At 58.4% G+C, this 26,455-nt stretch carries 27 protein-coding genes and 1 pseudogene; 11 read left to right on the top strand and 17 right to left on the bottom strand.

The genetic code is table 11. From position 1 onward, the window contains the following. Window positions 1-405: 405 nt before the first annotated feature. Entirely contained in the window at window positions 406-609 is a 204-nt protein-coding gene (locus QCM77_RS41915) for a cold-shock protein (RefSeq protein ID WP_280096675.1), read from the top strand. A gap of 364 nt (window positions 610-973) precedes the next feature. On the opposite strand, the pseudogene QCM77_RS41920 reads toward QCM77_RS41915, so the two are convergent. The 10 genes and pseudogenes from QCM77_RS41920 to QCM77_RS41965 all read right to left on the bottom strand — a co-directional run bounded on the left by QCM77_RS41920 (window position 974) and on the right by QCM77_RS41965 (window position 9,374). Then, window positions 974-1,158: pseudogene (locus QCM77_RS41920) on the bottom strand (hypothetical protein). Between the two features lie 1,327 nt (window positions 1,159-2,485). Next, window positions 2,486-3,070 carry an AbiU2 domain-containing protein gene (locus QCM77_RS41925; protein WP_280096676.1) on the bottom strand — a complete coding sequence of 195 codons (585 nt, stop codon included), beginning with the start codon at window positions 3,068-3,070 and terminating at the stop codon, window positions 2,486-2,488. Between the two features lie 282 nt (window positions 3,071-3,352). After that, the gene (locus QCM77_RS41930) at window positions 3,353-4,234 is read right to left on the bottom strand and encodes a hypothetical protein (RefSeq protein ID WP_280096677.1); all 882 of its coding nucleotides are present in this window, start codon (window positions 4,232-4,234) and stop codon (window positions 3,353-3,355) included. Window positions 4,235-4,773: 539 nt separating this feature from the next. Then, the gene (locus QCM77_RS41935; protein ID WP_280096678.1) at window positions 4,774-5,580 is read right to left on the bottom strand and encodes a hypothetical protein; all 807 of its coding nucleotides are present in this window, start codon (window positions 5,578-5,580) and stop codon (window positions 4,774-4,776) included. Continuing rightward, window positions 5,577-5,828, bottom strand: a complete 252-nt coding sequence (locus QCM77_RS41940) for a hypothetical protein (protein WP_280096679.1) — start codon at window positions 5,826-5,828, stop codon at window positions 5,577-5,579. The genes QCM77_RS41935 and QCM77_RS41940 overlap by 4 nt, the downstream gene beginning before the upstream one ends. After that, window positions 5,825-6,295 (bottom strand): hypothetical protein, encoded by a 471-nt coding sequence (locus tag QCM77_RS41945; RefSeq protein ID WP_280096680.1) that lies wholly within the window; start codon window positions 6,293-6,295, stop codon window positions 5,825-5,827. Before QCM77_RS41945 ends, QCM77_RS41940 begins: the two co-directional genes overlap by 4 nt. 183 nt (window positions 6,296-6,478) lie before the next feature. After that, window positions 6,479-6,844 (bottom strand): hypothetical protein, encoded by a 366-nt coding sequence (locus QCM77_RS41950; protein ID WP_280096681.1) that lies wholly within the window; start codon window positions 6,842-6,844, stop codon window positions 6,479-6,481. A gap of 473 nt (window positions 6,845-7,317) precedes the next feature. Then, entirely contained in the window at window positions 7,318-7,644 is a 327-nt protein-coding gene (locus QCM77_RS41955) for a hypothetical protein (protein ID WP_280096682.1), read from the bottom strand. 1,127 nt (window positions 7,645-8,771) lie between these two features. Further along, window positions 8,772-9,008, bottom strand: a complete 237-nt coding sequence (locus tag QCM77_RS41960; protein ID WP_280096683.1) for a hypothetical protein — start codon at window positions 9,006-9,008, stop codon at window positions 8,772-8,774. 21 nt (window positions 9,009-9,029) lie between these two features. After that, window positions 9,030-9,374: a hypothetical protein gene (locus tag QCM77_RS41965; protein WP_280096684.1), complete on the bottom strand. Its 345-nt coding sequence runs from the start codon at window positions 9,372-9,374 to the stop codon at window positions 9,030-9,032. Between the two features lie 85 nt (window positions 9,375-9,459). Between QCM77_RS41965 and QCM77_RS41970 the strand changes: the two genes are divergently transcribed. From QCM77_RS41970 to QCM77_RS41980, 3 genes are all read left to right on the top strand, one after another. Further along, on the top strand, window positions 9,460-9,729 hold the full coding sequence (locus QCM77_RS41970) for a hypothetical protein (protein ID WP_280096685.1): 270 nt from the start codon (window positions 9,460-9,462) through the stop codon (window positions 9,727-9,729). A gap of 7 nt (window positions 9,730-9,736) precedes the next feature. Continuing rightward, complete coding sequence (locus tag QCM77_RS41975; protein WP_280096686.1) at window positions 9,737-10,072, top strand: HigA family addiction module antitoxin; 336 nt, start codon at window positions 9,737-9,739, stop codon at window positions 10,070-10,072. Window positions 10,073-10,249: 177 nt separating this feature from the next. Then, complete coding sequence (locus QCM77_RS41980) at window positions 10,250-11,278, top strand: S1/P1 nuclease (protein WP_280096687.1); 1,029 nt, start codon at window positions 10,250-10,252, stop codon at window positions 11,276-11,278. Between the two features lie 454 nt (window positions 11,279-11,732). On the opposite strand, the gene QCM77_RS41985 is transcribed toward QCM77_RS41980, so the two are convergent. Further along, window positions 11,733-12,023 (bottom strand): hypothetical protein, encoded by a 291-nt coding sequence (locus QCM77_RS41985; protein WP_280096688.1) that lies wholly within the window; start codon window positions 12,021-12,023, stop codon window positions 11,733-11,735. 44 nt (window positions 12,024-12,067) lie between these two features. Further along, window positions 12,068-14,572: an MBL fold metallo-hydrolase gene (locus QCM77_RS41990; protein ID WP_280096689.1), complete on the bottom strand. Its 2,505-nt coding sequence runs from the start codon at window positions 14,570-14,572 to the stop codon at window positions 12,068-12,070. A gap of 256 nt (window positions 14,573-14,828) precedes the next feature. On the opposite strand from QCM77_RS41990, the gene QCM77_RS41995 reads away from it, so the two are divergent. The 6 genes from QCM77_RS41995 (at window position 14,829) to QCM77_RS42020 (ending at window position 19,628) form a co-directional block, all read left to right on the top strand. Then, window positions 14,829-15,485 carry a hypothetical protein gene (locus QCM77_RS41995; protein ID WP_280096690.1) on the top strand — a complete coding sequence of 219 codons (657 nt, stop codon included), beginning with the start codon at window positions 14,829-14,831 and terminating at the stop codon, window positions 15,483-15,485. Continuing rightward, a complete protein-coding gene (locus tag QCM77_RS42000; RefSeq protein WP_280096691.1) occupies window positions 15,478-15,855 on the top strand; it encodes a DUF3616 domain-containing protein in 378 nt (125 codons plus the stop codon). Before QCM77_RS41995 ends, QCM77_RS42000 begins: the two co-directional genes overlap by 8 nt. A gap of 152 nt (window positions 15,856-16,007) precedes the next feature. Continuing rightward, a complete protein-coding gene (locus QCM77_RS42005) occupies window positions 16,008-16,349 on the top strand; it encodes a hypothetical protein (protein ID WP_280096692.1) in 342 nt (113 codons plus the stop codon). Between the two features lie 34 nt (window positions 16,350-16,383). Next, window positions 16,384-18,093: an HAD family acid phosphatase gene (locus QCM77_RS42010; RefSeq protein WP_280096693.1), complete on the top strand. Its 1,710-nt coding sequence runs from the start codon at window positions 16,384-16,386 to the stop codon at window positions 18,091-18,093. Window positions 18,094-18,189: 96 nt separating this feature from the next. Further along, the gene (locus tag QCM77_RS42015) at window positions 18,190-18,816 is read left to right on the top strand and encodes a hypothetical protein (RefSeq protein WP_280096694.1); all 627 of its coding nucleotides are present in this window, start codon (window positions 18,190-18,192) and stop codon (window positions 18,814-18,816) included. A gap of 11 nt (window positions 18,817-18,827) precedes the next feature. Further along, complete coding sequence (locus QCM77_RS42020; RefSeq protein ID WP_280096695.1) at window positions 18,828-19,628, top strand: hypothetical protein; 801 nt, start codon at window positions 18,828-18,830, stop codon at window positions 19,626-19,628. A 269-nt stretch (window positions 19,629-19,897) separates the two neighbouring features. Here QCM77_RS42020 and QCM77_RS42025 read toward each other — a convergent pair whose 3' ends face one another. Continuing rightward, entirely contained in the window at window positions 19,898-22,621 is a 2,724-nt protein-coding gene (locus tag QCM77_RS42025) for a CHAT domain-containing protein (RefSeq protein ID WP_280096696.1), read from the bottom strand. 217 nt (window positions 22,622-22,838) lie between these two features. After that, window positions 22,839-23,696, bottom strand: a complete 858-nt coding sequence (locus tag QCM77_RS42030; RefSeq protein ID WP_280096697.1) for a hypothetical protein — start codon at window positions 23,694-23,696, stop codon at window positions 22,839-22,841. 680 nt (window positions 23,697-24,376) lie between these two features. On the opposite strand from QCM77_RS42030, the gene QCM77_RS42035 reads away from it, so the two are divergent. Next, complete coding sequence (locus QCM77_RS42035; protein ID WP_280096698.1) at window positions 24,377-24,769, top strand: hypothetical protein; 393 nt, start codon at window positions 24,377-24,379, stop codon at window positions 24,767-24,769. A 356-nt stretch (window positions 24,770-25,125) separates the two neighbouring features. Here the strand turns inward: QCM77_RS42035 and QCM77_RS42040 are convergent, their stop codons facing one another. The 3 genes from QCM77_RS42040 to QCM77_RS42050 all read right to left on the bottom strand — a co-directional run. Further along, window positions 25,126-25,572, bottom strand: coding sequence for a hypothetical protein (locus QCM77_RS42040; RefSeq protein ID WP_280096699.1), 447 nt, complete (start codon window positions 25,570-25,572; stop codon window positions 25,126-25,128). Between the two features lie 268 nt (window positions 25,573-25,840). Beyond that, a complete protein-coding gene (locus QCM77_RS42045) occupies window positions 25,841-26,137 on the bottom strand; it encodes a hypothetical protein (RefSeq protein WP_280096700.1) in 297 nt (98 codons plus the stop codon). Window positions 26,138-26,171: 34 nt separating this feature from the next. Continuing rightward, window positions 26,172-26,455, bottom strand: a 284-nt coding sequence (locus QCM77_RS42050; protein WP_280096701.1) for an integrase core domain-containing protein, incomplete at its 5' end; no start/stop codon positions are given.

Genomic DNA, 26,455 nt, shown 5'->3' on the forward strand with positions numbered 1-26,455 from the left:
CTCAAAGGCACAAACCAGTTGCCGAAGATCATCGCAGGTGTCAGATTCAACGACGGCATCGAGGTCATCCAAGCGCCGGCAAACCACGCCGCCTGATCACCCCGTCACCCAAAATCCCGCATAGCTCGCCAGTCTTGCTGCCTTAGGACAAACGGGCATCTCGAAACAACGCTTACAGGTTGGGCAGTCGTACAGGCGCACGCCGGATGGCAGTGTTACCACTGTGTCCCCCAGCAGGAGGGCGTCACCGCGGGTTGCGGCTGCAGTCAAGGGCGCGAAGATGGCGGGTGTTGTGAAGGGGGGGACCATCGGCTATCCAACCCATTGCGCGAAAGCGCGTCCGCACGAGCCTTGCTTTTGTCGAATTCCGATACTAGTTTTCGTTTTGAAAAATGGAGAAGTTAAGTGGCTATGGGGACGGTGAAGTGGTTCAACCCGACGAAGGGTTACGGGTTCATTCAATCTGACAACGGCGGCAAGGACGTCTTCGTCCATATCTCAGCGGTTGAGAAGGCTGGTTACACCTCCTTGGCAGAGGGAGCTAAGGTTAGCTTCGATGTCGTGAACAACCGCGGAAAAGACTCGGCTGAAAATCTACGGATGGGGTGAGCCCTCCAACGCGCCGTGAAGATAGGCGCCACACGAAAAGGCCGCAGCGGCGAACCACTGCGGCCAGCCGGGTAAAATGAAGACGTGAAATATTATTCCAGCCCCGGCAAGACAAGCCTACAGCGACAGTGCGGGGGCGCAATGTCGTCGATGTCACACTTATGGAAAACTTAAACGTCAGTCTTGCTGACTGAGGGAGGGCCCGCCGGGGCTGACGATAGCGAGCCCTCAACCTCTAGCACGAGGCCGCGAGATTCACCGGCGCATCGCAAGACGAATAATCTGCACCCGAGCGTGTCAGATTGATGTCAAACCAGTATCGAAATTCGGCAGGTCGGTTAGGTGTGAGCCGGCGAGCTTTCAATCACCGCTGATGGCCCAGACCAATTCCCAAGTACAGCGCCTTCTGACGTAGCGAGCCCTCGGTTCGCTTGGTCATCTTGGCTTGGCTATTTTCACGACAGGCGTTCGTGCCTTTGAGTGCGCCTTGAGTTCCTTGACGTCGGACCTGGTCCACTCGCGACGAACTACTTGTTTCTTCTTAGGCAAGCGGCGCTCCTTCAATTTTGAGGGCGCGGTCTAACAACACCACGCGCGACGATATTTAAGCGCGCCGTGAACCCTGCAGGAGTGACGGGCATGTTCAGGGTTGTAGCTGCGGCCTTGTGGAGTCCAACTCATGGCGAAGTTGGAGCGGCAACCCATAAGGCCAGGAATCTTTTGCACCAGCAAAATGCCGACGCTCTTTGACAAAGGCATGCCCGTTCGAAATTGTTCCAGCGCTGCACTTCAATCCCGATCCGCTTACAAAACGCCGTCTGCGTCCCGGCAACGGCTTTTCGCACGACCTTGAGCCTTTCGGCGAGGTTTTCTTACTCAATGGATTTCGGGCATCGACTACCTTGGACGCGGGGAGGAGAGTCTGAAACTGTCTCAGGGCGGGTGCCGATTTCCTTCAAGAGATGAAGGGTATCCACTGCAGCGCCAGCCTCAGATACGAGAAAAAGTAGCGGTCAACGAATAGACCGAGGGGCGGCCATGCGATGATGCCGATGCCGAGTAGGATTATGATGCCTGAACCGATCAGCATCTCTTTGATTTCGCGGTGCATCGCGTCAGTTTAGGCAATTCTCCGCTATCTCGTCCATTCCATCAGGGACAACGCAAGCGCAGTCCCTTCAAGGGTACGTCGCCTCGGGTCACTCAGTTGCCCATGAACCCTTCGTAGAAGTAGCCCCACGCTACGCTCGCCGCGATCACGGTAATCCAGAAGTCGATGCGCTTGGTTCAGTAGATCAGCGTTTTTGTGTTTTTTCATTGCCACGCCACGAAACATGAGCGGCGCGGCAATGCAAGCGAGGATCGTCGTCCTGTTGTTCTTCGACTGTAAGTTATCGCCTAGTGCACTGCCTCACGGGTGATTTCGCTCGCTTCAAGGGAGCGCAGTGCAGCAAAGCTTCTAGGGCTTTAGTTGTGTATTGCTTCCCCTCGGCTCTGCCGGCCGGTCGGGCATCCCTGGTCAATGGCGCTGTTCGACGAACCCCTGTCGTTTTTGACAGGTGCGGGCCGTCCCGACATGTGGGCATGATCGCGGGTTAAAGGACGAGAGCCGCGGCTATGCGACGTTACTGCTTCCCGATTTTCCACAACGGCGAGACACAGGCGGACGATGTAGGGATCTATTTCGCTCTGCTGAAGTAGCTATCCAATACGGCGCTCGTGTCGCTCGGGATATCGCCAGCGATCGCGATTATGACCGTGATGCGGGCACGGTCGTAATCGTGGTTGATGCCTCCGGTGCTGAGATCGCGCGGCATAGAGTCGGGGCGGCAGAATCCTGAACAGCCGGTGGTGTTGTGATGCGGTTCCTCACTTCCTAGCTGTTGTTGGCCAGCGTCGCCATCATGCTCTTCGCGTCCCTAGTAGGTAACTCGGTGAAATGCTGTTTGGTGACTCCTCGGATCGCAGCCATTGCATTGAACAGGTTTAGGGCGATATCCGTCAGCTCGCGCAACTCGGCGGCAGACACCTTTGCTAGATCGAAAACATCATTGTAAGAAACAGCGCTGGTTCGATGGGCGAACGCGTTGTTGCGTAGAATGGCCACTTTCCCGGCTGCAGATTTGGCGGTCAGCATGAGCGCCGCGACCTCCTCTTCTTGCAAGCCCTGCAGATGACCCGCGCTGGTCATGGCTCGGATCAAAGCTCCAAAGTTTGTCGTGTCGCGCCTCTTTTCGAAGGCTCCTGCGATGTAGATGCAGTAGGTGAGAAGATATGCGTGCGGAGTGAACCGGAAAAACTCATTGTAGTCCCGCATGGTGTCAATGATGTGCTTTCTGGTGTCATCCAGTTCGAAGTAGGACCAGAGATCCAGAAACAGCCGCGCTCTCACGACATGCTGGCCAAGGCGATCGAGCCGCTGTTCAATCGATAGTTGATGCTGCGCTGTGCCTGTTTTCATGGCCTATTTCACAAGTGATCGATCAAAGCAGGCGTTGATGGACAGATTCTTGCGATGGTCGGCCCAACTCAATTCGATCAGGTTACGAATGCCTCCTGTGGTTACTCCGATGCGTCCTGGTCTGTATAGCCATTCACCTAGAATCGGGCTCTTGGAAACGTCTGGAGCGGCTATCATGAGCACGAATTCTAATCCCAGAAAGCTCGTCCATAGACCGACGATTTCCTGATCGGAGTCGCCATACCAGGGGTCACGGTCGATGTCGCAACGGCGGGCGGCTTCCTATCCGCCACGGCCGGTTGCCTTCAGAAGGATTCGCACGAAAGCAAACATTCGCGCGAAGAGATAGTCGATCTGGTCGGACGATGTGAGAGCTTCCTGGGTCGTTTCCGAATGGCGGATGCGAAAGCTGTTGCCGACCATCGTCAGTTCGGCCGCCTCGCGAGCCAACGCCTGCCGGAATCCCGATCCGGGCAGGGCGACGCGGTCCAGCAGTGCGTCGGCCTGAACCCGCTTGTTGGCGCCCGGCTCAAGCGTCTTCAGCCGCTCGAATGCGTCCCAGAGCTTTTCCAGCGCGTCCTGGCGATCCTCCAGCTTGGGCGACAAAATGCGCCGGCGGGCGCCTTCGAGCAGGCGATCGGTCTCGCCATCGCCGGTCTGAAACAGCGCCCAGCCGATTGCCTCGGCGAGCGGGGCGGGGAGGAGGCGGCGCAGCTCGCCCGCGCGCGTGAGCTCGAATGCGAGCGCGTTGCGGCGGAACAACATGTTCACGTCATCCACGAAGCGCACCAAACCCGGTTCGCGGTCCCAGCTCAGATGGTAGTGCCGGAAAAACGAGTGATAGGCGCCTTGAACCGGTTCGCCGACGGACCTGGCGCAGAATTCGAGCAGATCGAGAATGACGGGCGTGTCCGGCACTTCGGTCGCCGAGAACGGCCACTCGATCCATGGCACCTCGGCCAACAGGACGCGACGGAACGACTGCTCGTCGCAACCGCAAGGGCCGTTCCCGTCGGGACACTGCTCCGGGAAGCGGAATCCAAACGAGCCATCTCCGATCCGGGTCTGGATCAGGCTGAACAGGCCCGCCCAGAGCCGCTCGTTGATCGTGTCAATGGCGGGAGCGCGCGCGCCGTATTCACGGTCTGTATAATAGGTCGACATTCTGGCCGGCCATTCCCAAGGCTTCAGGTCCGTTCGGTCATTCGGGCGGAACGGCGTCATCGAACTGGACAGAGGTGGAAATCGATCGCTGACTGCGGCCGTTGTGGCCCCGTCTCAATGCCGGATCAACGGCAAAAAAAGATACGTCTGTTTCGGTCTCGTCCTGCTGCCTCCTATCACGGAAGAGCCTCAAAGGGGGATCGGCGAGAGCCGCCGGGACGGTCCTGGCCCTCGACGGTCACGCCTCGGGGCCATGGTCGCTGGGGCGACGGCCGGCTCTGGCGCATTTGTTGGACCGGAGCGTCTGTTTGGCGGCGGCCTGCTCCAGGCTTCCGGAGAGCATCAACCTCGCGTCGCGGAAAAGACCACAATGTGACTGCTCTCGGCTCCGAGGCGTGCGCCGGAAATAATCAAATCCATGGAAGACGTCTCTCCTGCGCCGAAGAAGGCTATCAAGCGCAGGAGACCAGAGCTTGTTCGCGCGTGAAGGTCTTCGTACGCTTGAGGCCCGCGAAGCGATTGGCACAGGTTCAGCGATCTTAAGGCTGATTCGCAGGTGGTGTGAACGTGTAGACGGTCTTGCCGCCCATCTGCGGGTTCTCGTCAAGTTCGCTCGTGTCGTGCAGCGAGATCCGCGACAAACGGCGCTTAATCCTGCGCCTGACTTCCGTCTCCGGAAAAGTCAGCCTGTGAAAGAAACTCAATGTCCTGCCGCTCTTGTCGGCGAGAGCCTGGGCGGCTTTCACCCACTCGCCCGCGATCAGCTTGCGCTCCATCTTGATGGCGACGTCGAGGTCGCCGAGATCATCGCTGTCGGTGAGATAGGAGCCAAACACGCGCACCTCTGTAACATAGTGGAGGAGCTCCCCGTCGCGGTTTATCCCTTCAACGCGCGCCAGGACTTCTTCGAGCAGAGCCTCAGCGGCGGCGCGGTTCATGCGGGGAACCAGGGACTTCATCCCGGTCGCGTGGCCCTCATCGGTGACCCGATAGACCATACGGCCGTTGCTTTCCCGGCCTTCTTCGCAGATCAGCTCGTGCGCGAGCAACGCTTCGATCAGGCCGTGCGTCTGACCAGTAAAATCTGGTACTTTGGGCAGGCGCACCCCGAAGATCTTGTCGCGCTTGCGTGCAGTCGTCCAAAGGCGCAGGGCGTGGCCGCGATTGGATCCGTCGAGCTTGCCGGTTTCGATCAACTCATCGATGGTTGCGCGCCACCATGTCCTGAAGAGGTGCTCGTCGACCAGATCGGCGTAGAAGCCATCGGAGTTCGTGGCATCGGCCAGTAGGTTGCGGACGAGCTTGGCCGGCTGCCCTCCGATCCGAGTATTGCGGCCGAGTTTCATCGTGCTGCCTGGTGCCTCGCGATGTCGGCGACCTCTTGGAGAAGCAACCTTGCTGCCTCGATCTGAGTGTATTTCGCACCTGCCCATCGGGCGACGGTCGAGGCCCAGCATTGGCTCAGGCCGGTGAAGTCGGCATAGGCGACTTCGTCGCCGTGCCGGCGCACGATCAGGCGCAGCCAGCCCGGCGTACCAGTCTTCGTATAATAGAATCCTTGCTCGACCTGCGAGGCCTTGACGGGATAGGTCATGACTTCGCCGCGTCACCGAAGCTTTCGATGGCCTCCTGGAGCCTGTTTCGGAATTTGCCCGGGATATCGAGCGCGTAGCTGTCGAGCATGTAGAAGGCATTGGCGCGCCAATGCCGTGGCTTTTTCTTCGGTTTGCTGAGGCTCGTCACCTCGAATTCGATCTTGTTGGTGACGCGCGGATCGGCAAGCACGAGCCGGTCATCCTGGACGAATCTGTAGGTCCGAACATTGCCCTCGACCATGATCTCGAAGCCGAGATCGCGCAGCCGCTGCTCAGCCTCACCCATCGTTGCCTCGCCTCGCGCCGGGCCGCGCCACTCGGTCTGGTACAGAAAGGCCGGAGGCGCCTGCGCCGCATGTCTCACCATCGGCTCCGACTGCCGCCGCTCCTCGTCCCGCTCCTTCTCGGTGCGGTCGGTGGCGAGCAATGTCTCGTTCAAGTAGTCGGCCGAGAGCTTGAATGCCATGCCGAGCACCCGTGCATTGGTGCATAGTGCCGTAACCCGTCAGGTGACGTTCCAGCCGGCGTGGATAGGCGAATCCGCCGCGCGAGCCGAATGCGTTCGTGCCATCACCGCATAACGGGCATACCGCGCGCTCTTCAATGCCGGAATATGAGGCTAGCGGCGGATCGACCTTGGCGCGCTGGATCACGGCTTCGGCGGTCTCGCGCTTCCATTTCTCTCCCACTCGGCCCGCGTCGTGCAGCCATAGTAGCTGGTCAGCAGGCCCGCGATGTCTTGAGGTTGCAGTCGGATCAGGTCATGGCGAAGGTCGGACAGCTCGCATTGTAATGCCTTGATCTCTTGATCGCGCGGGTCGATCGGGGGCGAATAGTTGGGTTGGTATGTCCTTTTGGGCATGACAATGCTCGCGAGCTCAAAACAGATTTGCGCATCTAATGATCTTTCGGCTATTCGGATTGCAATGTCGAGCTCGCGATCAATCGACGTTTTGGTCTGCATCCGTCCAAACCGCGCCGCCGCCCGAAAAACGCCGTAGTCCGGATAGCCCAAATTTGAAAGCAAGCGGGTACGGCGAAGAACTGAGCGGCGGCCCCTAGCGACAGGGCGTTACGACGCGAGAACCTGTGGCGATCGGCAATCGACAGTTGCTCTCGGCGGCCGACTAAGTTACCGCTGCTTAGATTGGCTTGCGTGGCCTTGGGCCAGGGCGCAGGGCCGACCTCGAACGCAACGTCGCTCCATCCCAACCGACCAACGATGAACGAACCTTTTGCTCTCAAGCTCCTACGCCAGATCATGGAATGGGATGAAGAGACTGCCATGCGGGAATACCGGTGGATCCGATTGATGTCGCTTCTCAAGTTTGACGGGTATCGAGACTACTCGCCGGTGTCCGATTTGCAGAAAGCCTGGCGGGCTGGCTTAGCCAATTTGATCCTCCTGACCGTACTGCTGCATACGTCTTCGTAAAGACGCGCTTGATCTACTTTTCTCCACTCGAGATACACCGGCTGGTGGATCAGTTAGCCTCCATCGCGAATGTCGAGCACCCCGGCTTTCTTGGCGAACTTCAGTCTTTGCGGAAGCCAGCCCGAAGTAAGGTCGCGAATTTCCGGTTCGAGCGCTTGGGCCAGCTCATCCCGCTTGATGGGAACCTTTGAGCGCCGCAAAATCTCGATGGCTCTTTCAAAGATCAGCTCACTATACTGGCGAAGTGCTGCAGAATCGCTGGCTCGGGGGCGATATCCAAGTTTTGGAGGGACGGTCTCGCCGAAAAACCACCATGCGCCTCCTCGGAGCCTAATGAGACGTGATCCAACCAGCGCGACGCTCAGCTTGTCGTCGGCCATGTCCGGAATGATCCTTGTCCTCGCAGCGTCACCGCATGTTGCGGATGGCCGCTTTTGCGTAGCGCAGTGGCTACCTTTCTGGCGAGCGGAGGATTCTTTGCGTTTTCCCAGTCCTGTCGCACGACGGGGACCACGGCTGAGGGCTCGCGCTGCTTTTCGAGTTAGGCACGCACGCGCTCCATTCTCTGCTCGTTTACCAAATGACTTGTAGAGAATCTCGGCGGGCTTTGGATCGTGACGGGTCACGATCTGTCGCTGCTCCGGCTTTCGATCCTGGTTCGCTACAATCTTTCACTGCTCCGACGGTTGAGCGGCGCGCGGGACGGTGACGCCTGCGCTTAGCTGAGCAATGAGCCATAGATCTCGAGCCAAATTCGCAGTGGCCCGCAGCATGGCATTCGGTACCCGCGCTGCCAGCGCGTCACGATCGGTCACTGAACATAGCCGAAACCCGCGCGCCCGTCCGCCGGTTCTCTCCAGCACGGCGGCGAAGCTGACGGCGAAGAGGAGCTGAGCTCCATCAGGATCGCGTCGGCAGCGGCATAAACATCTTCGCGACTAACGCTGTCCGACACCACAACGAGTTTCCCTTTCGGCTGGAATTCTAGCACCAACGCCGGTGAGGGTATCCTAACAGCATAATTCGAAAGGGAGGGGGAACGCATCCGTTCCCCATTCCCAAAAGACGAACTCCCGAACTTCTCCCGAAGCTTGGACCTTCGATTCAAAAAAATCACTGTGCCACAGGGGTTTTTCGGAAGGCCTTAAAAGTTAGGTGGTATAAAGACCTCTGTTCTCCTCATGACACGAGTCCTTGCCGCTATCTTAAAAATAAGCGTTCCAAGACGGGGTTTAGGCTACGTTCAAGTCATCCCGCTCACTGTAACAGCGAAGGACTGGAGCGGGAACAAACGGCGCACAACGGCGCCCAGCGGAATATAAAGTCCCGAACTTCTCCGGAACTGGGAACGGCGTCGTTCCGCTCCCCGCCGGCACAACCTGTGCCGGCGGGACGGCCGGCCGGGCAGTGGCCGCCCCGGCGCGCCCGGCCGAGCGGCGTCGGGGCCGCTGCTGCCCGGAAGCGCCGGAAACAACCGAAATTGACAAATGTAATGCTGTGCATTACATCAAGTCACATGCTTGCAAACGCCAACATCGAGATCGATTGGGATCCCAACCACGCCTGCATGTGCGCGGTGCTGGATCCGGGCGTGCTCGTCGCGCAGCCGGACCTGTTCCACTCGGTCGGGCTTGCCATCTTGGGCACCAAACAGGCGCGGGCAGCCGACGCCCTGCGCCGCGAGCTCGCCGCGCTCGATCGCGGCATCGATGCGGTCTTCGCCAGTGCCCACGAGCAGGCCCATATCTTCGCCGGGGCGCTGTTCTCACAAAAACGGTTCTGGCGCCTCTACCGCGACATCGACAACACCGCCCACGGCTTCACCGGCCGCGGCGCATTCGGTCGGACCGCAGGTCCGCTGCTGGGTCCAGCGCCGGGACCGACCGGTCCCGCACTCGAGCTGTCGTCGCGCCAGATCGCCCACATCCTGCGCCACATGCTCGCCGGCCTCGGCGAGAGCGAGCAGGACGACCTGGCGCTCACCACCGCCCTTCGTGCCCTCCTGCTCAAGGAGATCGCGCGCCTCGCCGCGTTCAAAGTCGTTCAGTTGCGCCGCGCGCCGGCTGCCGCCAGGTCGCTGCGCGACCGCGTCCTCCGCCTCGAGATCCACACCGGAAGTTCACCCCCGGCAACGGCTGCCATCAGCCTTGCCGCGTGCAAGGCAACGTCCCCGATTGCAGCCTTGCAGGTGAACCATGCAACGATTTGCCACCAAGACCACCGAACTCATCGCCACGACCCGCTTCGGCGGCGGCATCCGCCAGCACATCACGGTGGCGGCGCACGAGATCATGCAGCTTCTCGTCGCCTGCCACTCCCTTCAGGACATCGGCGTCATCGGGACCATCACCCGCTTTGCCAAGACCGACGGGCTCTACGGCCTCAAGGTCGAGGGCAAGTGGTTCGTCACCTTCCGATGGTCGAAGGACTTTGGCGCCTACCAGATCCGGCTCGAACGGCGATAGGCCTGTCATGACGGCGACGAAGTATGTTCCCGCGCCCCCGGTGACCCCGGGGGACGTGCTCAGAAAACGCATCCTCGTCGCCGACGTCACCCAGGACACGCTGGCCAAGGCGATGGACGTGTCGCGCTTCTCCGTCAGCCAGATCATCAACGGCAAGCGCGCCGTCACGCCCGAGATGGCGTTGCGCCTGTCCCATGTCACCAGCACCACGCCGGAGTTCTGGCTCGACCTGCAGCGTCAAGTCGATCTCTACGCGGCCCGTCGCAAGCTTGGCGCCGAGCTCAAGCGCATGCCGGTGCTCCGCGCGCCAAAGAGCGAGACCGAGCTCTTCAACGACGCCTAAAACGACACGTTCGCTGTAGCGCCGTCGCTGCCAGCACAGCGGCGTCATTGCGGCGCCATCGAAGCTGGCAATTTTACCCGGCATCGATGCGAGGCGATATTGACAGCTGCAACCGCGGCGTGTCTTCTTGATCGAATACATTTCGGACAAGCGTGATTGCCAACCAAAGGTATCGCCATGCGACCGAGAATTGCCGCGCTGATCTGCGCCACGCTCCTGACATTGTCTCACCGGGCCCAGGCCTGGAACGCCAACGGGCACCAGATCGTCGGCGCCATCGCCGACGAGATGCTCACCGTCAATGCCAAGAGCCAGGTTGCCACGATCCTCGCGGTGAACCTGCGCACCGCCGGCCCCTGGCTGGACTGCGTCAAGAGCGTTCATCGCTTTGCCGACGGCACGTTTCACTATGTGGTCGAGGAGGCTTTCGAAGCCCCGTGCAAACCCTTCGCCTCGGCCCATCCCGTCATGCAGCAATACGTCAAGCGCAACTTCTTCCAGTGCAGCTATTTGACCAAGCGCAAGGACGACGACGGCAACGCCTATCAGGAAGAAATGGGCTGCCACAGCACCTACCATTTCGACGATGTGGCGATCCAGCGCGGCCATTTCGATCGCAATTTCCAAGGTACCAACGACCACGACATCGTTGCGGCGATCAACGCCGCGATCGCGGTCCTGCTCGAAGGCCCATCGCCGCCACCGTTCAAGATTGCCGACAAGCGTGAAGCGCTGTTTCTGCTCGCGCACCTCGTGGGCGACCTGCACCAGCCGTTGCACGTCGGAGCGGTCTATCTCGACAAGGATGGCAAGCTGGTCGATCCCGACGTCACGCACACGATCGATCCGGCCACCGAAACCGTCGGGGGCAACGTCATCAAGGATGCCGGCAAAAACCTTCACACCGAGTGGGATGCCCCGCCGACCGGTTTCAAGGTTGAACAGGCGCTCGACCTGCTTCCGCTCGCAACTGCGGTCGCGATCGACAACGTCGCCCTGGAAGAGTGGGCCACGACCTGGGCCTCTGACACGCTTCGTCTCGCGCCGCAGGCCTTTGCCACCGCGACCTTCGCCAAGACGGCCGACGGCTGGGACGTCACCTTTGCCGACCCCACCTATGTCCAGAAGCACGATGACCTCAAACGCCAGCAGCTGGCGAAGGCAGGCGCGCGGCTTGCGCATATCCTCAACAAGGTCTGGCCCTGACGCCACAGGCATTCATTCCGGCGATCTGGCACGAGGGATCATCGCACACGCTTTCCGTGTGAAAATAAGCGTTCACACTGGCGGGAATAATGTCGGGCTGAGGTGGCAATCTGCCCAAGCGGGTTGCTGTGACACGTTGATCAAGCAGCCTTGCGGCGGCCAGGCGTCGAGCGCACTCATTCTGAACTGGCGAAGGGAGAACGGTGCTTTGAGCTGGGCCGTGGGCGATTAATGCACCGCCGTAATTACGCACGACACGAAGTTCGCCAAATGCGGGACGTTCAGGCAATGCGGGCGCCCCATTCGGCGGGCTCGCTAGCGTCGAAGAGTTGGTGAGCGTGATCAGCCGACCGAGCATCCCTTTTTGATCAGCCGACCGAGCATCCCTTTTTGGGGCTTTCCTTTACGGAGGAATGGCAATCGTTGGGAGGCGCAGGTATCGCCACCCCTGACTTCAACCCTGAGACCCCACTATCTTGTTTCCAGAGACGACGAAGGTCTTGGCGCTTACGTCATTATCGACCGAGCCCTTCTTCTTGGCGCGCACGAGGGTCGAATGTTCGGACGTCCGTTCATCTTTGACCACGGCGTCGGATGCATATTTCCTTGCGACCTTAACGAATTCCTGAGCCACCCGATCTGGTTTTTCCGCTGGGCGGGCCGCCGCGTCCTGGCCTCGAGTGGGTGAATCAATTGGTTCCCACCCCTCTAGGGCGCCACTGAAATAGTCCGATTTTCCGGCCATATCGACCTCCGATCCGATGGATCATTTAATCCCAATATAGTCCCTCACCAGCCTAATCCAAGACAGGTGAATTGTCTCAAAATCTTGTTTTCAATCGCAATTTCCTCGATTTTGGTCCTGCCATGGGGCATTCCGCGGATGTAGTCGATCTTGGCTTGGAACAACGCTTCTGCGGGTTTCTTTCCGGAGGCCATGTGCTGCCAAAATAAGGAGTGCAGCGGCGCGCCAAAATAATCCAAATTGCCGTCGATCGGCGAGTAGTGAGCGCCTGTGCAGCCGACGAAGGCGGATACCCCGGCCATCAGGAATGAAAGGGCGATGGACTGTGCTGGGGTGACCACCTGGATCGGATCGCCAGCCCGGTAAACATCGGCTCGGGTGCGCACCGTTAGGGCCCCCCAACAGCACCCCGAGAACACGACCGCTCCGCAGCGGTCTGGAATGTTCTTAACGGTCAGCGCCTCGAGCATGCTTCCCGCAGTCTCGCCCCAAAAACGCGAACTGTCCGTGTCGGAACCATGCAGCATCAGGTAGATGAGCTTGGCGGAAAGACTGTTTGAGGTCACCGCGTCCGAGCTTACCGCCTGGGAAGTCAACATGGTTTCCCTTCCGCCTACCCCTGTATAGACGTGGTCCGCGAACGGTCGGGCGTAATTCCGAAGCCCGAAGCGGGTGGCAGTCGCCGCTGGACTGTCGGCGAGCGCGGTTTGCACGAGGCGGGCCGTGCGCCCGTCGGGAATGCGTGAGACCGGAACGTCGGCTAGGCCGTCCCCGTCAAGGTCGCCATAGATCTGATCGCTCCACACGATGAAATTGTCCGGATCGTTGCGCATACTCGGTCCGATACTCGCTCGTAGGCTTGGTGGAAGCGTGTCGTACCTTTCGGAGGGGACGACATCATAGCCCCCGACGATGACCACGCCCTTCACCGACAAATTGCGTGCCTCGCGACGAATTGCATCGAATGGCGAGTTCTCTCGCGCCAAATCCACTACCGGCTGACGCCCGTCGAACCTCGCCAGAACACCGGCGGCCTCAGCTCGACCGATGTTATCCGCCAACCGTTTCGAGTTTGTCACGACCAACAGGGGCGGAAGGTCTCGTGGCGGAGCAACCGACCTTTTGTCGCCGGGCTGCGGACGGATTTCCGCGATCTCGCTCTCTCCCGGCTCTACCTCGATCGTGATAGTGACTTTCGTTTTCGTGTGCGGAATTTTGGCTGTCACCTCGACCAGATCCGAAACGGTCCGTCGGATGACTTCCGCTCCGGTTCGCGGGGGAGCGCCGCCTTCGGAAAGCACGCGAGGCATAGGCGGTTCGGTTTCAGTCTCGGAAGGCTGTTCGGGAAGGACATCCCTCGCATTGGGCGAAGCGTCGTTCAACTCGCCATCATCCACTCCGATCTCAACGGCAGAGCCTCTGAATGAGATCGCAAGCCGGCCGTTCAGGTCTGTTCTGGCCCAGGAGTGATCATCAGAGACTCTCTTCAACAGCCTCAGAACTCCGGAATCGGGATGTTTCGGATCACCTCTCCCCGTTGAGATTCCGAAAGCAGGGGCCCCCTTTACGGCGTCGAGGACGGTCTCGTCGAACCCATTGTACGATGCGTGGTGCGGCAACTTCACGAAGCGGTAGGGGCCCCCTTGCTTGATAGTTTCGAGAAGCTGAGACATCGATTCGTCCAAACCGGAGACCTCCGGGACGGCCAGTTGCATGTCGCCCGTAAGGAGGCATCGTTGTTGCTCCGAGCCAAGGGACAACACGATGCTCTGATCGTTCAACGCCGCTCCCGGTCCTACCCTGTCGAGAAATTCCGCGAGTTCGTCCGTCGCTGCGTCGGCCCCCCTTGCTGCGCTGGTGAGAAGCATCTGGTAGATGCCGCTAGCGTCGAGCGCGGCGTCCCTTTGCCTGAGACTATCAGTCGCACGTCGCGCGCTCCTTTTTAGCCTCGCCAACTCGTCCCGACAGGTTTCCAGATGTTCTTTGGTCGGACCCAGAACCTTCAGACCGAAGTCCGAAAACTCCCTCTCGAGCTGCCTGATTTTGACACTCGGACCCGTATACCGAAGGATCTTCGTTCCGTCCTCTTCGAGCTTGGATAGCATCGCCGCGTAATTGTCGGCCAGCCTGGCCGCATCCGTAAGAAATTGATCAAGCGCAGGACCCTGCAAATCGGGCTGAGGCTCCTCGACGATGCCCGCGATTACCTTGGCCGCGACGGCGTCGACCGCAGCGTCCTCACCATCGGTTGGAAATCCTAGGTTTTCATCTGCCACTAGTGCCCGCTTGAACGTGACCGTGCCATCCGCGACCATCTTCGGGAGGCATCCGATGTGATCGGAATGGCAATGGGTTACGACGAGCAGATCGATTTCGAACGGTGGTCTGCGCAAAACCTTTGCGAGTTGCTCGGGGATTGACGGCGTATCGCCCGTACTCTGCCAGTCACCGGGGTGGGCTCCATCAATCAGGATTGTGCGATTGTTATGAACTGCAAGGATGCAATCGCCGTAGATCTTCGATCCCATGTCGAAGAGATATAACTTCATGACACCCCCGCTGAAATGGAATCCGATATAAGCCTTGAACGTGCTTGAAAGAGGTTGTACCATAGATCAGGTACTACCAAGATCAAGACGTATTTGGATCGATAATATTTTGGGGCTGAGAACCAGTGCTCTCTTCCCTTCGCCTCTGGATTGTCGCGTCACCTCGCGCGCAGGAACCGGCTAAAGGCTCAATGCGTGATTGGTGAGTTCGAGGACAGTCCGGAAGCATCGACATCGCCACCGAGGAGAAGCCTCCATGCGTGGTTACCTTGCTATAGTTTTTTTCACTGTTTCTTTGCTCGCCGTGCTTATCTCGCCCGCCATTGTCCCAGCCGCTCGGGCCCAAGATGATGACTTATGGCCAGTCAAAGGCAAATTGGTCGGCAAGGACGGCGACAAATCCGAGAATGTTAGCGGCATCGCCTGCCGGATCGGTCAAGTCTTTCCTCGCACTTGCGTTGTCATCGACGATGAGCGGCAGGAAGCCCAGTTCGTCACGATTGAGGATGGCGAGCTGAGGGCCGGTGAATCGATCCCACTGATCACCGATAGGTTTGCAGACAAACCGATTGAGTTCGACGGCGAAGGGGTCGCCTTTGCAGACGGCCTCTATTATGTGACCGGCTCACACGGGCATCCTCGCGATCGGAAGAGGAAGCTAAAAGCCGGCCGCGACGATGCCGAAATCAATGCAAAGATCGCTGCGAGCAGCCGGATCATCCGCTTTCGTGTTGGCCGCGACGGTGCAGTCGACGCGGCTACGCCGACTGCGAGATTGCGCGAGGCCATCTCGGCGGAGCCGATACTCCGCCGGTATCTCGATAGGCGGCTCGAGAATAACGGCGTCACCATAAGGCATAGCAATACGCGAAGGCCGGCTGCTAGCCGGATTCCGCGGGCCGACGTTGGATGATGGATGCGCCGCGATACTCTCTGTCTCGCTGGCCGCGCTGTTCAGCAACGGCGATCTTGATGCCAAGCTCTATCAGCTACGGCTGGGCGATGGACAAGGCGTGCGCGATCTTGCGGTCTATCAAAACGGGATACTTATCCTCTCCGGACCCTCCGCCGATGGACCCGGCTCATATGCGGTGTATTGGTGGAATGGCGGAAGTTCCATTGTGCGCCAGCTCAAGGAGATTTCGTCCGTCATCAGCGATGTTGAGTACAAGCCCGAGGCCATCCTACCTCTCGACCAGGGGGCGTCGGGAATAAGATTGCTCGTGCTGTTCGACGGCGCGAAGGAAGGCAAGCCCGTTGTCGTCGACATACCGGAGCCGTAACAACCCATACCGTTCTTGTAGCGATACTGACATGCAACTTAATCTAGAATGACGGTCTATCGGAAAAGGCGGGGAAGACAATGCCGCGAAGACTGGCGATTGCATTACTCTTGTGCTTGGCCGCTCTCGTTTCGTCTGTGCTTGCAGACGACGTGAAGACAAACAGGTTTGATCGTCATGAACTGACGTTGACGAACGGCTCAAACAACGAAGTCTTTGGCTGGATCGAGCTTCTGCAGGGCAACGATATTGCAGGATACCTGTATGTCACCGGCAGGCCACCTCGCGAGCCGTATTTGAGTGCCGACAAGAAGTATATCGTAATGGATTTTCCTATCGGAATGCTGGATGGCGTGCTCGGCATACTGCGAAACGAAAAGCCACTTCAGATCCGATTCGAGAAGCACGGCAACACCGCCGCCTCGGCCTTTATCGAACGAGCCCGCACACAGCCTCTGAGTGCGGAGCGTCGACAGGAATTGTCGCGTCAATGATGATCGATCTCGCCAAGCTCGCTGGAGGGTAGTCATGCGTGCTCGCGTCGAATTGACGCTGCTTATTTGTGTGATGCTCTCCGCCACGGTGGTCGGCAAAGCCAGCGCACTTACGATGGCAACCTGGAACCTCGAGCATCTAGCGGAGAAGGACGGAGCGGGGTGTCGTCCTCGCACTGAGGCGGACTATGGCTCGCTCAGGAGCTACGCGGAGCAGCTCAAGGCAGATATCGTCGCCGTACAGGAAGTCGAGAGCGGTGCAGCGTTGGCGCGGGTATTCGATCCAAAGGCCTGGTTCATCGAAATATCCTCCGTGCCGCCGGAAGGCGAAAAGCGCGAATGTGCCGGTCTTGCCGGTCAGTTCATTACCAAACAGCTGACCGGCTTTGCGATCCGCAAATCGGTGGCCTATCTCCGCAATCCGGATGTTACCGAGCTTGATATCGGCGCCACTGGCCGACACCGCTATGGCGTGGATATCTCACTCGATACGGGTGTGCCGCTTCGGCTGCTTTCCGTCCATCTCAAGTCCGGCTGTCATTCGGAGCCGGAAGCCTCGGCAAGGGAAGACTGCAGGGTTCTCTTTGAGCAGGCGCGGGTCCTCAAGTTGCAATGGATCAACAAACGCGCGGACGAGGGCATTCCTTTCGCAATCTTGGGCGATTTCAATCGCCGTTTGCAGAACGAGCCAGGGCTTTGGTCGGTGCTAGACGAACCCGGCGGAGGAGCGCGGGACTTGGTGCGCACGGCAGCTCGAGGCACTCCGGCGCGGTGTCGGGGCCGGGACGATCTGTTCATCGATTTCATCGTGCTCAACGGACGCAGCGCCCCCTTGTTTGTCGCTGATAGCTTCCGCGAGTTTCGCTACCGGGAAGGGGCAAACGAGGCCCCTTCCGATCACTGCCCGGTCCTTGTTGAGCTGGCGATTCCCGATGCGCCACAGGTCCATCCTGTAAAGGGCGAGATGACCACAGGTTTAAAATGGTACCGGCGGTCCGCAGAATTGGCATTGCTGACGCGCTTTGTGTACGCGCGGGCCACCGAGCGGTTTGATGAAATCCAGACGAGGTCGCCCGCCGGCAACCGGGCAATCGTCATGGATGCCGACGAAACCATCTTCGACAATTCATTTGGCCAGCTAGAGAACGAATATCTGGGACTTGGATATGTCGATGAGCGCTGGCGTGAATGGATTCGACGGAGCGCTGCGGGTGCGGTACCCGGAGCATTGGAATTCATTCGCCACGTTCTCGCGAACAACGGCAAGATCGTCGTCATCACCAATCGAGAGCTCGATCGTGAAGCCGAGGTCGAGCAAAGCGTTCGAACAAACCTCAGCAATCTTGAGCGCCAGATTGGCGGAACCGGCGCTCTCACCGCCGACCGGCGCAAGCTGTGCATTCTCCCTCGGACATCCGCTGACAGAACGGCTGTGTCTACGTCCGCATGTGGAGGCGCCGGTTACAAGAATGACAAGGATCGCCGCCGCGAGCTGCTGACGAATGGGATTGCTGAAAGCTGCTGGGCCGCGGACAGCACAGCAAAAACATCTTGGGATCACCCCCATTCAATTGCTTTCTCGGTCGGGGACAACGTGCTCGACTTTCCTTGCGTAACCCAAAGTGAAGCGCGCACTACGTCGCTCGTGCCGATGATGGGCAAGGCGTATTTCCTGCTGCCGAATCCACTTTATGGATCTTGGGAGAAAAACGCAGTCGCACTTCCGGCCGGGACAGCCCCCTAAAGCGGGGTGCCTTCGAGGCAAGAGCTTGATGCCTGGGGTCTATGAGCGTGAGTAACTGTCCTCCACGAGGTGCGTTGGTGAACCGGTAGTCTATCCATGGCGAACGAAGCGCAGTCGTTTCCCGCCGCAGAGATGTCCTCGGCGCAAACGCGAGAGCCGCGGAAGGGCAAATCCTCGACGTTCTCGGCAGTCGAGGGAATGCACCTGGTGATGGCGTTCCTCAGCTTTGTCGCTGCTCTCGTCATTCTCTGGCGTGTTATTGAAGACGTGGTCCTCGGGCCTGGGTCCATTGCGCTCTCACAGGGAATCCCGTGGGACGTTGTAGTCAAAACCGGTGTTGCTGCGATTGCCACAGCATCTCTGATCTGGGTCGGGCTGATCTTGCTCAAGCAAAGTCGTCTCCTGGCCCTAGAACGAGTGGTGATTGAGGCAATTCAACAATTCGAGACGTCTCCCGCCGCAAAGACAGAGTTGCTCATTGGTATTGCGAGCCGATGGTGGGGGCTGAGCGGTAGCCCGTCGAACCTTGCCATGACAGATCCGGACTCGGCGAAGGCGGAGGCCGCGGGGAGATGGGTGCTGGACCGATTCCGCGAAGGTGCGGTCGTTGCCTCGATTCCGGCGAGCCTCGCCGATACGGATAAACTGCGAAGTTTGGCCGGAGTAAGCGAATTACCTATTCAGGTCTTACAGCCAGGTTCCTCGGAAGCGCGCCATGACTGAGGTCGTAACCCGTGACCTGTCTACGCTGGTTCTGCAGTCGGGCAGTAACCTGCCCTGCAATCCGGTCTCCTCACACAATCGATCTCGTAGCGCTGGATCGAAAGATCACTTACTTCAAAATCAAAGAGCTTTTGAACGGATGGGTACGAGTTTACAAAGACTATATTCAAGACGCTATTTGGGACTCCGACAATGCAGCAAGGGCGGAAGAGGAACTCGAGGAAGTAATCCGCTCGTTCGACAAGGCGATGACGGAATTGGGCTTGGTAATTTCCGAGCACCAGAAGGTCATCACGCGGTTGGAAGCGCTTCGGGCGGCAGTTCGCACTCAGCCGAGGCCCGGGCTTGAAGGCGATCGGCTTGACCGCTTTCTGGCGAAGAGGCGAGCCAAGGTGAGAAAAGAGGCGAAGAATGTCGTGCGCGGCATCAAAGGCATGCAGGACAAGGCAGCAACGCCGGCTTGGCTCAAGCGCACGTGGCAGAAGCTTTGGAGTGAGGTAGAATTTCCAGTCGATCCGGAAGACGAGGAACGTCTTAGGTTGATGGCGACCCATGCCGTAGATGGCTTCAGTCGCACGGCCGCCAGAAAACTAAATATCGATGAGGATGTTGTAGCCGCCTTTGGCACGTTGCAACTTCCGGTGTGGGCGACAGAAACCGAAATGAGAACACGGCACGCTTACATGATACAGATCTATCATCCCGATATGAAGACAGGAGACGAAAAAATGGCCGCCAAGATAAATGCGGCCCGAGATACGCTGCTGGGCTACTACGCTCCTTCAAAGAAGTCGCATTCTGACCAGGGTTGACGCGGCCACCCCGCCATGGAAGCGCGGGGAGAGTTTCAGGCGCAACACCCGGTGCCCTCCTACGCGAATTCCACGTAGCCATCACCGTTGCGGGGCTAACGCTCTTGTCCGCCTGATCATCAGACCGGCTAAGTCGCATCTGAATCTGCTCAGCGACAGGTTGCTTCGCCGCGGGCCGGCGCACTGCTGCCTAGGATTAGGGATTCATGGTCCACTCTGTGGATTTCGACCAAGCTCATCGCCAGGCGATTGGACCCTTTAGCCATGATTCATTGAAGGACGATCGATCCGTCTCCAATCACCACGAAGGGAGCCCATTGCTCCGGGGTGTACTTGTTCCGGCGCAGTTCCTCCATAGCGACCGCCAGCGCCGCCGACAGCGACATCTTCTTACCCTGAGCCGCACCATCGTTTATCAAGTGGAGCGTGCGTTCCAATAGCCTCTCGGTAGCGCTAGGCTCCGCTTTCCAATACGAAAGAATTAATGCCTTGGCACCGGCGGTCGCGAAGGCAAGCCCGAGGCCGGAGAGGCCCTCCTCCAAAGCGTCCGGCGCCGCTTTCGCGGTGTCGCATCCCGCAATTACCGCTAGCCACACGCTATCCAAGTTCATGTTTGCAATGTCCGTAGTCGTGAAGACGCCGGCGTCTGCTGGATTTGCGGGATCCGGAGTAAGCACAACGGCCGGAAGTTGCGAAATCTTGTCTCCACCGACAAGGCCATGGGTCGCAAGAACCAGAATACCCGTTTTGCTGAAATCAGCTTTGCGAAGGGCTTCTGTGGTGGCACTCATTCCGGTTACAGGAGCAGAACCACCAAACATGTCTGCCGCAGCCTGCAGCAGATCCGTCGCCCCGAAGGCCACACCGAGACACTGTACCAGTTGACGTGGATCGTTCGTATTCTTTGGGCATCCCGTATTGTCCAACAGCGGAGCGCCGAACCCGGCGAAAGAACGCAACATCGCTCCCTTGTCTGAAGGATCGCGAAGAGCAGCAAGCATGGAAACGGACGAAAGTGCCGAGGTCGGGGCCAGATCTCCTAAGGTGATGCTGCCTATGGGAAGGAGGTGGGCAGGCAGTCGTTGCAAGCCCCCATCTGCCACGACGAAAACATGGTCGAGGCCTTCGAACACCGGCTTCAGCTCTCCCAAGCGCAATATGCCGCCCAGCCGCTCGATCGCACCGGAAAAGTCGCCCCGATCCCTGGCAGCGATCACCGAGGTGACGGCATGCTCCACAGCGTCCTGGCGTGCGGTACTCGTCAGGGCGGAGACGGTCACCGTGTTAACCCCATGACGAGCGGCTATGAAAAAGAGCGAAAATTCGGAGCCCACTCTGAACGCGATGATAGCCTCCCGATCGCGCAGGACGTTCGGCAGGTCCTCCAAGTCAAGGCGAAGAGTGCCAGTTGCAAATTTTAATCGGACATCCGGACGTAGCGACTTCTCATCAGCCGCCATGACCTCACGTGCACGCTGCAGTCGGGTGGCCACAGCGGCCAAGTCAGGTCGGTTGGACTTGACCGCCTCGTCAAACGCAGATCGTGCTGCGCAAAGCTCGTTTAACGATTGCTCGTAGCGCGAGAGGGCTCCAGAACCCGCTCGCCTCAAAACGCCGCGTTCGGCGGCCACACCGACCCTGTCAAGCTCCCGCTCTTGGACGAGATCGAAAACATCCCGATCAATCTTGTTAAGCTGCTGTCGGTCTGCAGGCTCGTTCTCTCGAAGTTGTTTGCGCTTCTGTATCGCGAAGAGCCCCCGACTTTCTCGAATTTTTGCAACGATTTCCTTGTTCACGGCCATGCCGGCGCGACAGCCCGCGGCTTCCTCGTTCAACCAAGAGGTCAATGCCAGATCCGCAGCTCTCGCTTCCTCCAATGCTCCATCGAGGTCATCAATTGTCCTCTTAGCGTACGAAAGATTGATATGCGCCAGTGCCACATCCAGTGTTCCTTCGGGAGCTCCTTTGCGGGTCTCCGCCAGTGCATGCTCATAGGCGCCTACGGCGTCTTTCGGTCGGCCGACCTTGCTGAGCAAGGCCCCTTTCGTCTCGGCAAAGCCAGCTCGTTCGAGGGGCGTCGATTGCAGGCCGGGCAGACGTTCAATTTCGTCGATCGACTCGATGGCGTTGTTCAAATCTCCGCCAGCGATAGCGATCTCAGCCCGTTTCTGAAAGGCGCGCGCCAGCAGTTCCGGGCGTCCTCCCTTTGATTTGATTAATGATATAGCATCGTCCAAATGTTGCTTCGCTCCCGCCGGATCGTGCATGTCGCGACGATTGTCCGACCAAGCAATCAACAAATCGGGCAGCCCGAGCGTTACCGCGTCGGGCCGACCCGCCAGAAGGCGGTAAGCTTTATCGAAGAGCGGCGCGGCATCTTCGGGTCTCTGTTCATAGTTCAAAAGGATAGCTCGGTTGGTCAGGAGGACTGCCAGGATTTGCTCGTATTCGCTTAGCGCGTTCCTGGCGATGAAAAATGCTTTGACCGCGGAGTCTTCCATTTCAACAGTCGCAAGCCGTTGAAATTCGAGCGCGTCTTGTCGATTGCCGCGCTTGCGAGCAAGTCTGGAGGACGCGCCCAAGATTCCCAACCTCGTTTTAGCGGTCTCGTAGTCCACGGAGGTCGGTACACTGCGAAGGGCTTGCCCTAATCTTGAGGCTGCATCCGGAAGCCGATCCAATTCGGTGTAGAAGACGCCCAGGTTGGTGAGCAATTCGGCTCGTAAGACAGTGTTTTCGGAAGTGAGAGCAATAGAATCTTCCAGGAGAGCGGTTGCCTCCGGCCTACAGCCGAAATTGAAATAGAGCTTCGACAAAGTAAGTCGAATGTGTACCCTCTGGCTCGCTACGAAAGCCTTCCAAGCGGGATCGCGAAGCTGCGAGAGAGATTCGTCGAGGGACGTAAGATCTTTGGCCGTCTGAGCGGCCGTGTTCGCGTCACCGGAATTCGATTTCGTCGACAGATCGTTCCGAAGTTTCACGATGTCGTTCATGAGCGCCGTGTCAGCCGACCTGGACTCCTTGACGGAGGCTACGCGGCTGGCCAGCCCTATAGCGGACGGTGATGGGGAGCCAATTGGTGCTATCCGCGGACAAGCCGTCGACGGCGCTGCTTGGGCCCGGACCTGGATCGGAAAGGCGGTGGCGAGAGCCACAAATAGCGTCGCCTGCAGCAGGCACCGGCCCAACTCGATTTTCGTTCCACTTTCGTCACTGCAGACTTCTGGCCCACGCATCTGCTGCCTTTTCCTGGATTTGGATCTGGACTTTGTTGGTCGGGTCGAATGGAATCAGGCCTTCGGCCGGCTCCGCACCAAGAAACCGCTTGGGAATATGAGTGGGACGAAACGCTACCGCGGCCGGACCTTCGGTCTGCAGTGAAACGGCTTTCTGCCCTTTCAAGCCTATTTTGGCTTCGATCGAAGCATCCACCGGAAGGACGCTGGCGGCACCGCCCGGCAGCAAACCTTTCAGCGTTTCCACCTTTGCGTTCGCGTTCAGGTCGGTCCCGAAAGACATGACCGTAGTCGTTTTTGCCCTTATGACAGTCCGGATTAATGTCGCGGTCCGGCCGTAGAGCTTGATCGGTTGTGCATCGGCGATCAGTGGTTTGAGGAATTCGCATTCCTTAGACAAATTGGATTGCAAATCGTCGAGCGTGATGTCCTCGATGGTGGCGTCTGTGAAAACCAACGAGATGTTGTCGACCAGCTTACCGCTCGCCGCCAAGCCAAAGAGCTTCTTCAACTCGAAGAAGAAGGAGGCGGCGCTCTCAGAGATTCCTACGTATCTGGGAAGATCGAATTTATCGGGTTGCGGTGGCACCAGGCTGGGAAAGCAGACTGATCGCCGTTTCAGGACTGACCTGTCCCTCACGTCGATCACGTCTCCGACCTGCTGTCCCTCGGCCGTGATGAAAGGCTCGTAGCCTGCGTTCAGACTATTGAAGTATTGGACTAACGCCGCGCCGTACTCCTGGACGCTGGCCCCCGCCAGGGCGGGCTCTGGTTGCATGCCCGACATCAGAGCCGAAGCTAGTAAGGTAGCAATTGCTGCCCCTTTTATCATCGCCGCTTCTCCTCAACCTACCAACGATCGACAGTGCCGTATACTGAAAGTGTATTTGAGGTTTGTCACCCGTGCCGCGCGATTAGTTCAGCAGAGTGAGCTCGGCCACTCTTTCGATTGCGAGGGACGTTGTAGAACATTGCGCGCATTACCTCGGAGGAGCTGCCTTCTGGGGAGGACCGTGCAAGGGCACGATGTCCTCGTCGCAGGCACTCGGTCTTGTCTTGGCGAGCATGGGCCCCGCCGACTACAATCTGGATCTGCTGCCTGCAGGTGAACATGGCGAACTCCATTCCTGACAGGCTGCTGGCACCGCGGTCCTGCGCAATAGAGCGGTGACAAGCCCAGCCGCGGCAGCTGTCATCGCCGACGGCCCCGATCCGAAGTACAAGAATTACGAACGCATCGTCGACGACGTGGGGGAAGCTAACCGAGGTCGCCGCACTTTCAGTAAATACAAATGCCTCGCCAAAAACTTAATAGCATTAATGCAATTATGCAACTAATCAGATATAGATGGAGGTGCGTCTTTCTTGGCTCGTGGAACTCGTTCGAGGGACGGGCAAAGGCAAATGGGGTGGCGGAAGTCTTTATCTTCCATGGATCGGCGAAGGTGGGATGACCGGTTGCGTATTGCAGTCAGCACTGACTGATTTGATGTTGTGGTTGGAGGAAGCGAAATGGTGATCGTCAATTTGCCTGGAGGTGGCGTGCAGGAGGTTGGTGAGACCGAACTGCTTTGGCTTAGGAAAGCATTTGATAGCGAGTGGAAAGGGGCGACCATGCTCCGCTTAGTAGCGGATCGCATCTATTCGGCTGAGAAAGTCAGTGACTTAGTCGACAAATTTCAGGCCGCGAAAGTACGTTTGGCCGAGTTCGCAGCTCCAGACGTCAAGGTAAAGATTGTCGTCAGTGCCGAACGGGTTCGGCAGGTCACGGAAGGCAATCCAGAGATCTACCACGAGCAGGCCAAGTCGATACTCGATTTCGGAGGCAGAGTATTTCTCGCAGTGCGGGAGGCCCCCAACGATGCGCGACAAAAGCTGAGGGATGCCAAGGCGGTTACCTCTTAGCTGGAGAGACCATCGCTATCTTGTTTTAAAGACTGCGTGAGCCGTGCAGCGCGTTCGGCTTTCGCAGAAGTTCGCGCTGCATACTTCAGCGATGGTCCAATCGATGTTCACTTGCAAGCGGGATTTGAGCCCTCACAAGGAGAGTACGATGGTGATCGAAGGCGCTACGGGGGTCGGGAGGCTGAGGCACGTTTGTTATCGCCATATGCCAGAGCCATCCAGTTCGACGATTTTACAATCTGGACAAGCTCAACATCGGTCTGATCGCTGATGCGACCATCTATGTGGACTATGACCCGCTCGCGAAAGGGAGTGGGTATGTCCCGCCCCAGGTGAAGCTTGAATTCGGCGCGCGATCAACCGGTGAACCGGCCGAAATCCGTCCGGTTACCTGTAATGCCGCCAGCCACTTGCCCGAGATCGAGTTTCCAACGGCGAAACCAAGGATCATGCTGCCCAAGAGGACCTTCTGAGAAAAGGCAACCGCGATCCACGTCTTTTGTGCACAGGGGATCGACGGTGATCGTATTTCCCGCCACTGGCATGATCTTGTGCGGCTCGACGACAAGGGCTTTGCCCAGGCTGCATTTGATGACAAGCCTCTTGCCAAAGAAGTCGCTGACTGGAAGTCGAAGTTCTTCCGTGAGAAAGACAGCAACGACAATCCAATCGACTACGTCGCGGCCATCTCCGGCAAGCTCCAGCTTGTTCCCGACGAGAGCATCCGCAAAGAACTGGAAGCGGATTATAAAAAAAATGGGCGACGACGGGGTTCTACTGGGAGACGTCGATGACGAGATCATGAAGCGCTGCACAGCGTTGCAAGAAACGGCTAATGCAGGCTAGCGCGTTCGCTTTGGAAATCCGTCAATCTCTTTCGTCTGTGCAACGCAATCTCGGAGAGCGTCTGAACTTATGTTTCTGCCAAACGTGTTTGCACCTCGGTGACAAAGGCTGATGGCTGTAGGCAGAGTACATCATGTGAATTTCGGCTTTCGCGTGTGTGAAGCCCACATAGAACAAGCAGCGCCACTCCCGCAAGCGTTCCGCGGAGGCGTTGTTCCAAGGAATTCAGCCCTGGTCCGTGGCAAACAGGATCACCACCGAAAATTCGCGTCCCTTGGCACTATGTAAACTGGACAGATTGATGCGGTCCGAGCTGATACCTTCACCCGAGAATTGTGAAAGGGTCATCTCGGCATGGTCACCGCTACCGTCAATCCGCGCCAGGAAGTTTGATGAAATTTCCGCTTCGTCGGACAAGGTGCGGCAAGTCACCAAGAGCGGATCGATAAGCTCAGTTCGGATATCGACAAGCCAATTGTGAGCTTGGCCGGTTTCATCTCGTCGGTTCCAAAGCTCATCCATCAAGTTTCGCTGGAGGTGACCTGCCGCTGAACTTTCATCCATTGGCGATTAGAGTCTCGGCGGATGTTACGCCGTTTGGCGCGGGGTGAGCAACGTGCGATCGGCGGAGCTGGTCGGGGTTGCGCAGCCGGTCGCACGTTGCGGTGAGGTTGGCGGAATAGGCCGCGGGTGTCAGATAGCCCAGCGACGAATGCGGGCGGTGGCTATTGTAGTCATGGGCCCACGCCGCAATCCTGGTTCGGGCGTGATCAAGGCCGAAGAACAGGGTTTCGTTGAGAAGCTCGTCTCGCATCCGGCCGTTGAAGCTTTCACAGAAGC

Origin of the sequence: Bradyrhizobium nivariense (genome assembly GCF_029846695.2) — a bacterium.
In the GTDB taxonomy this organism is placed as follows: Bacteria; Pseudomonadota; Alphaproteobacteria; order Rhizobiales; family Xanthobacteraceae; genus Bradyrhizobium.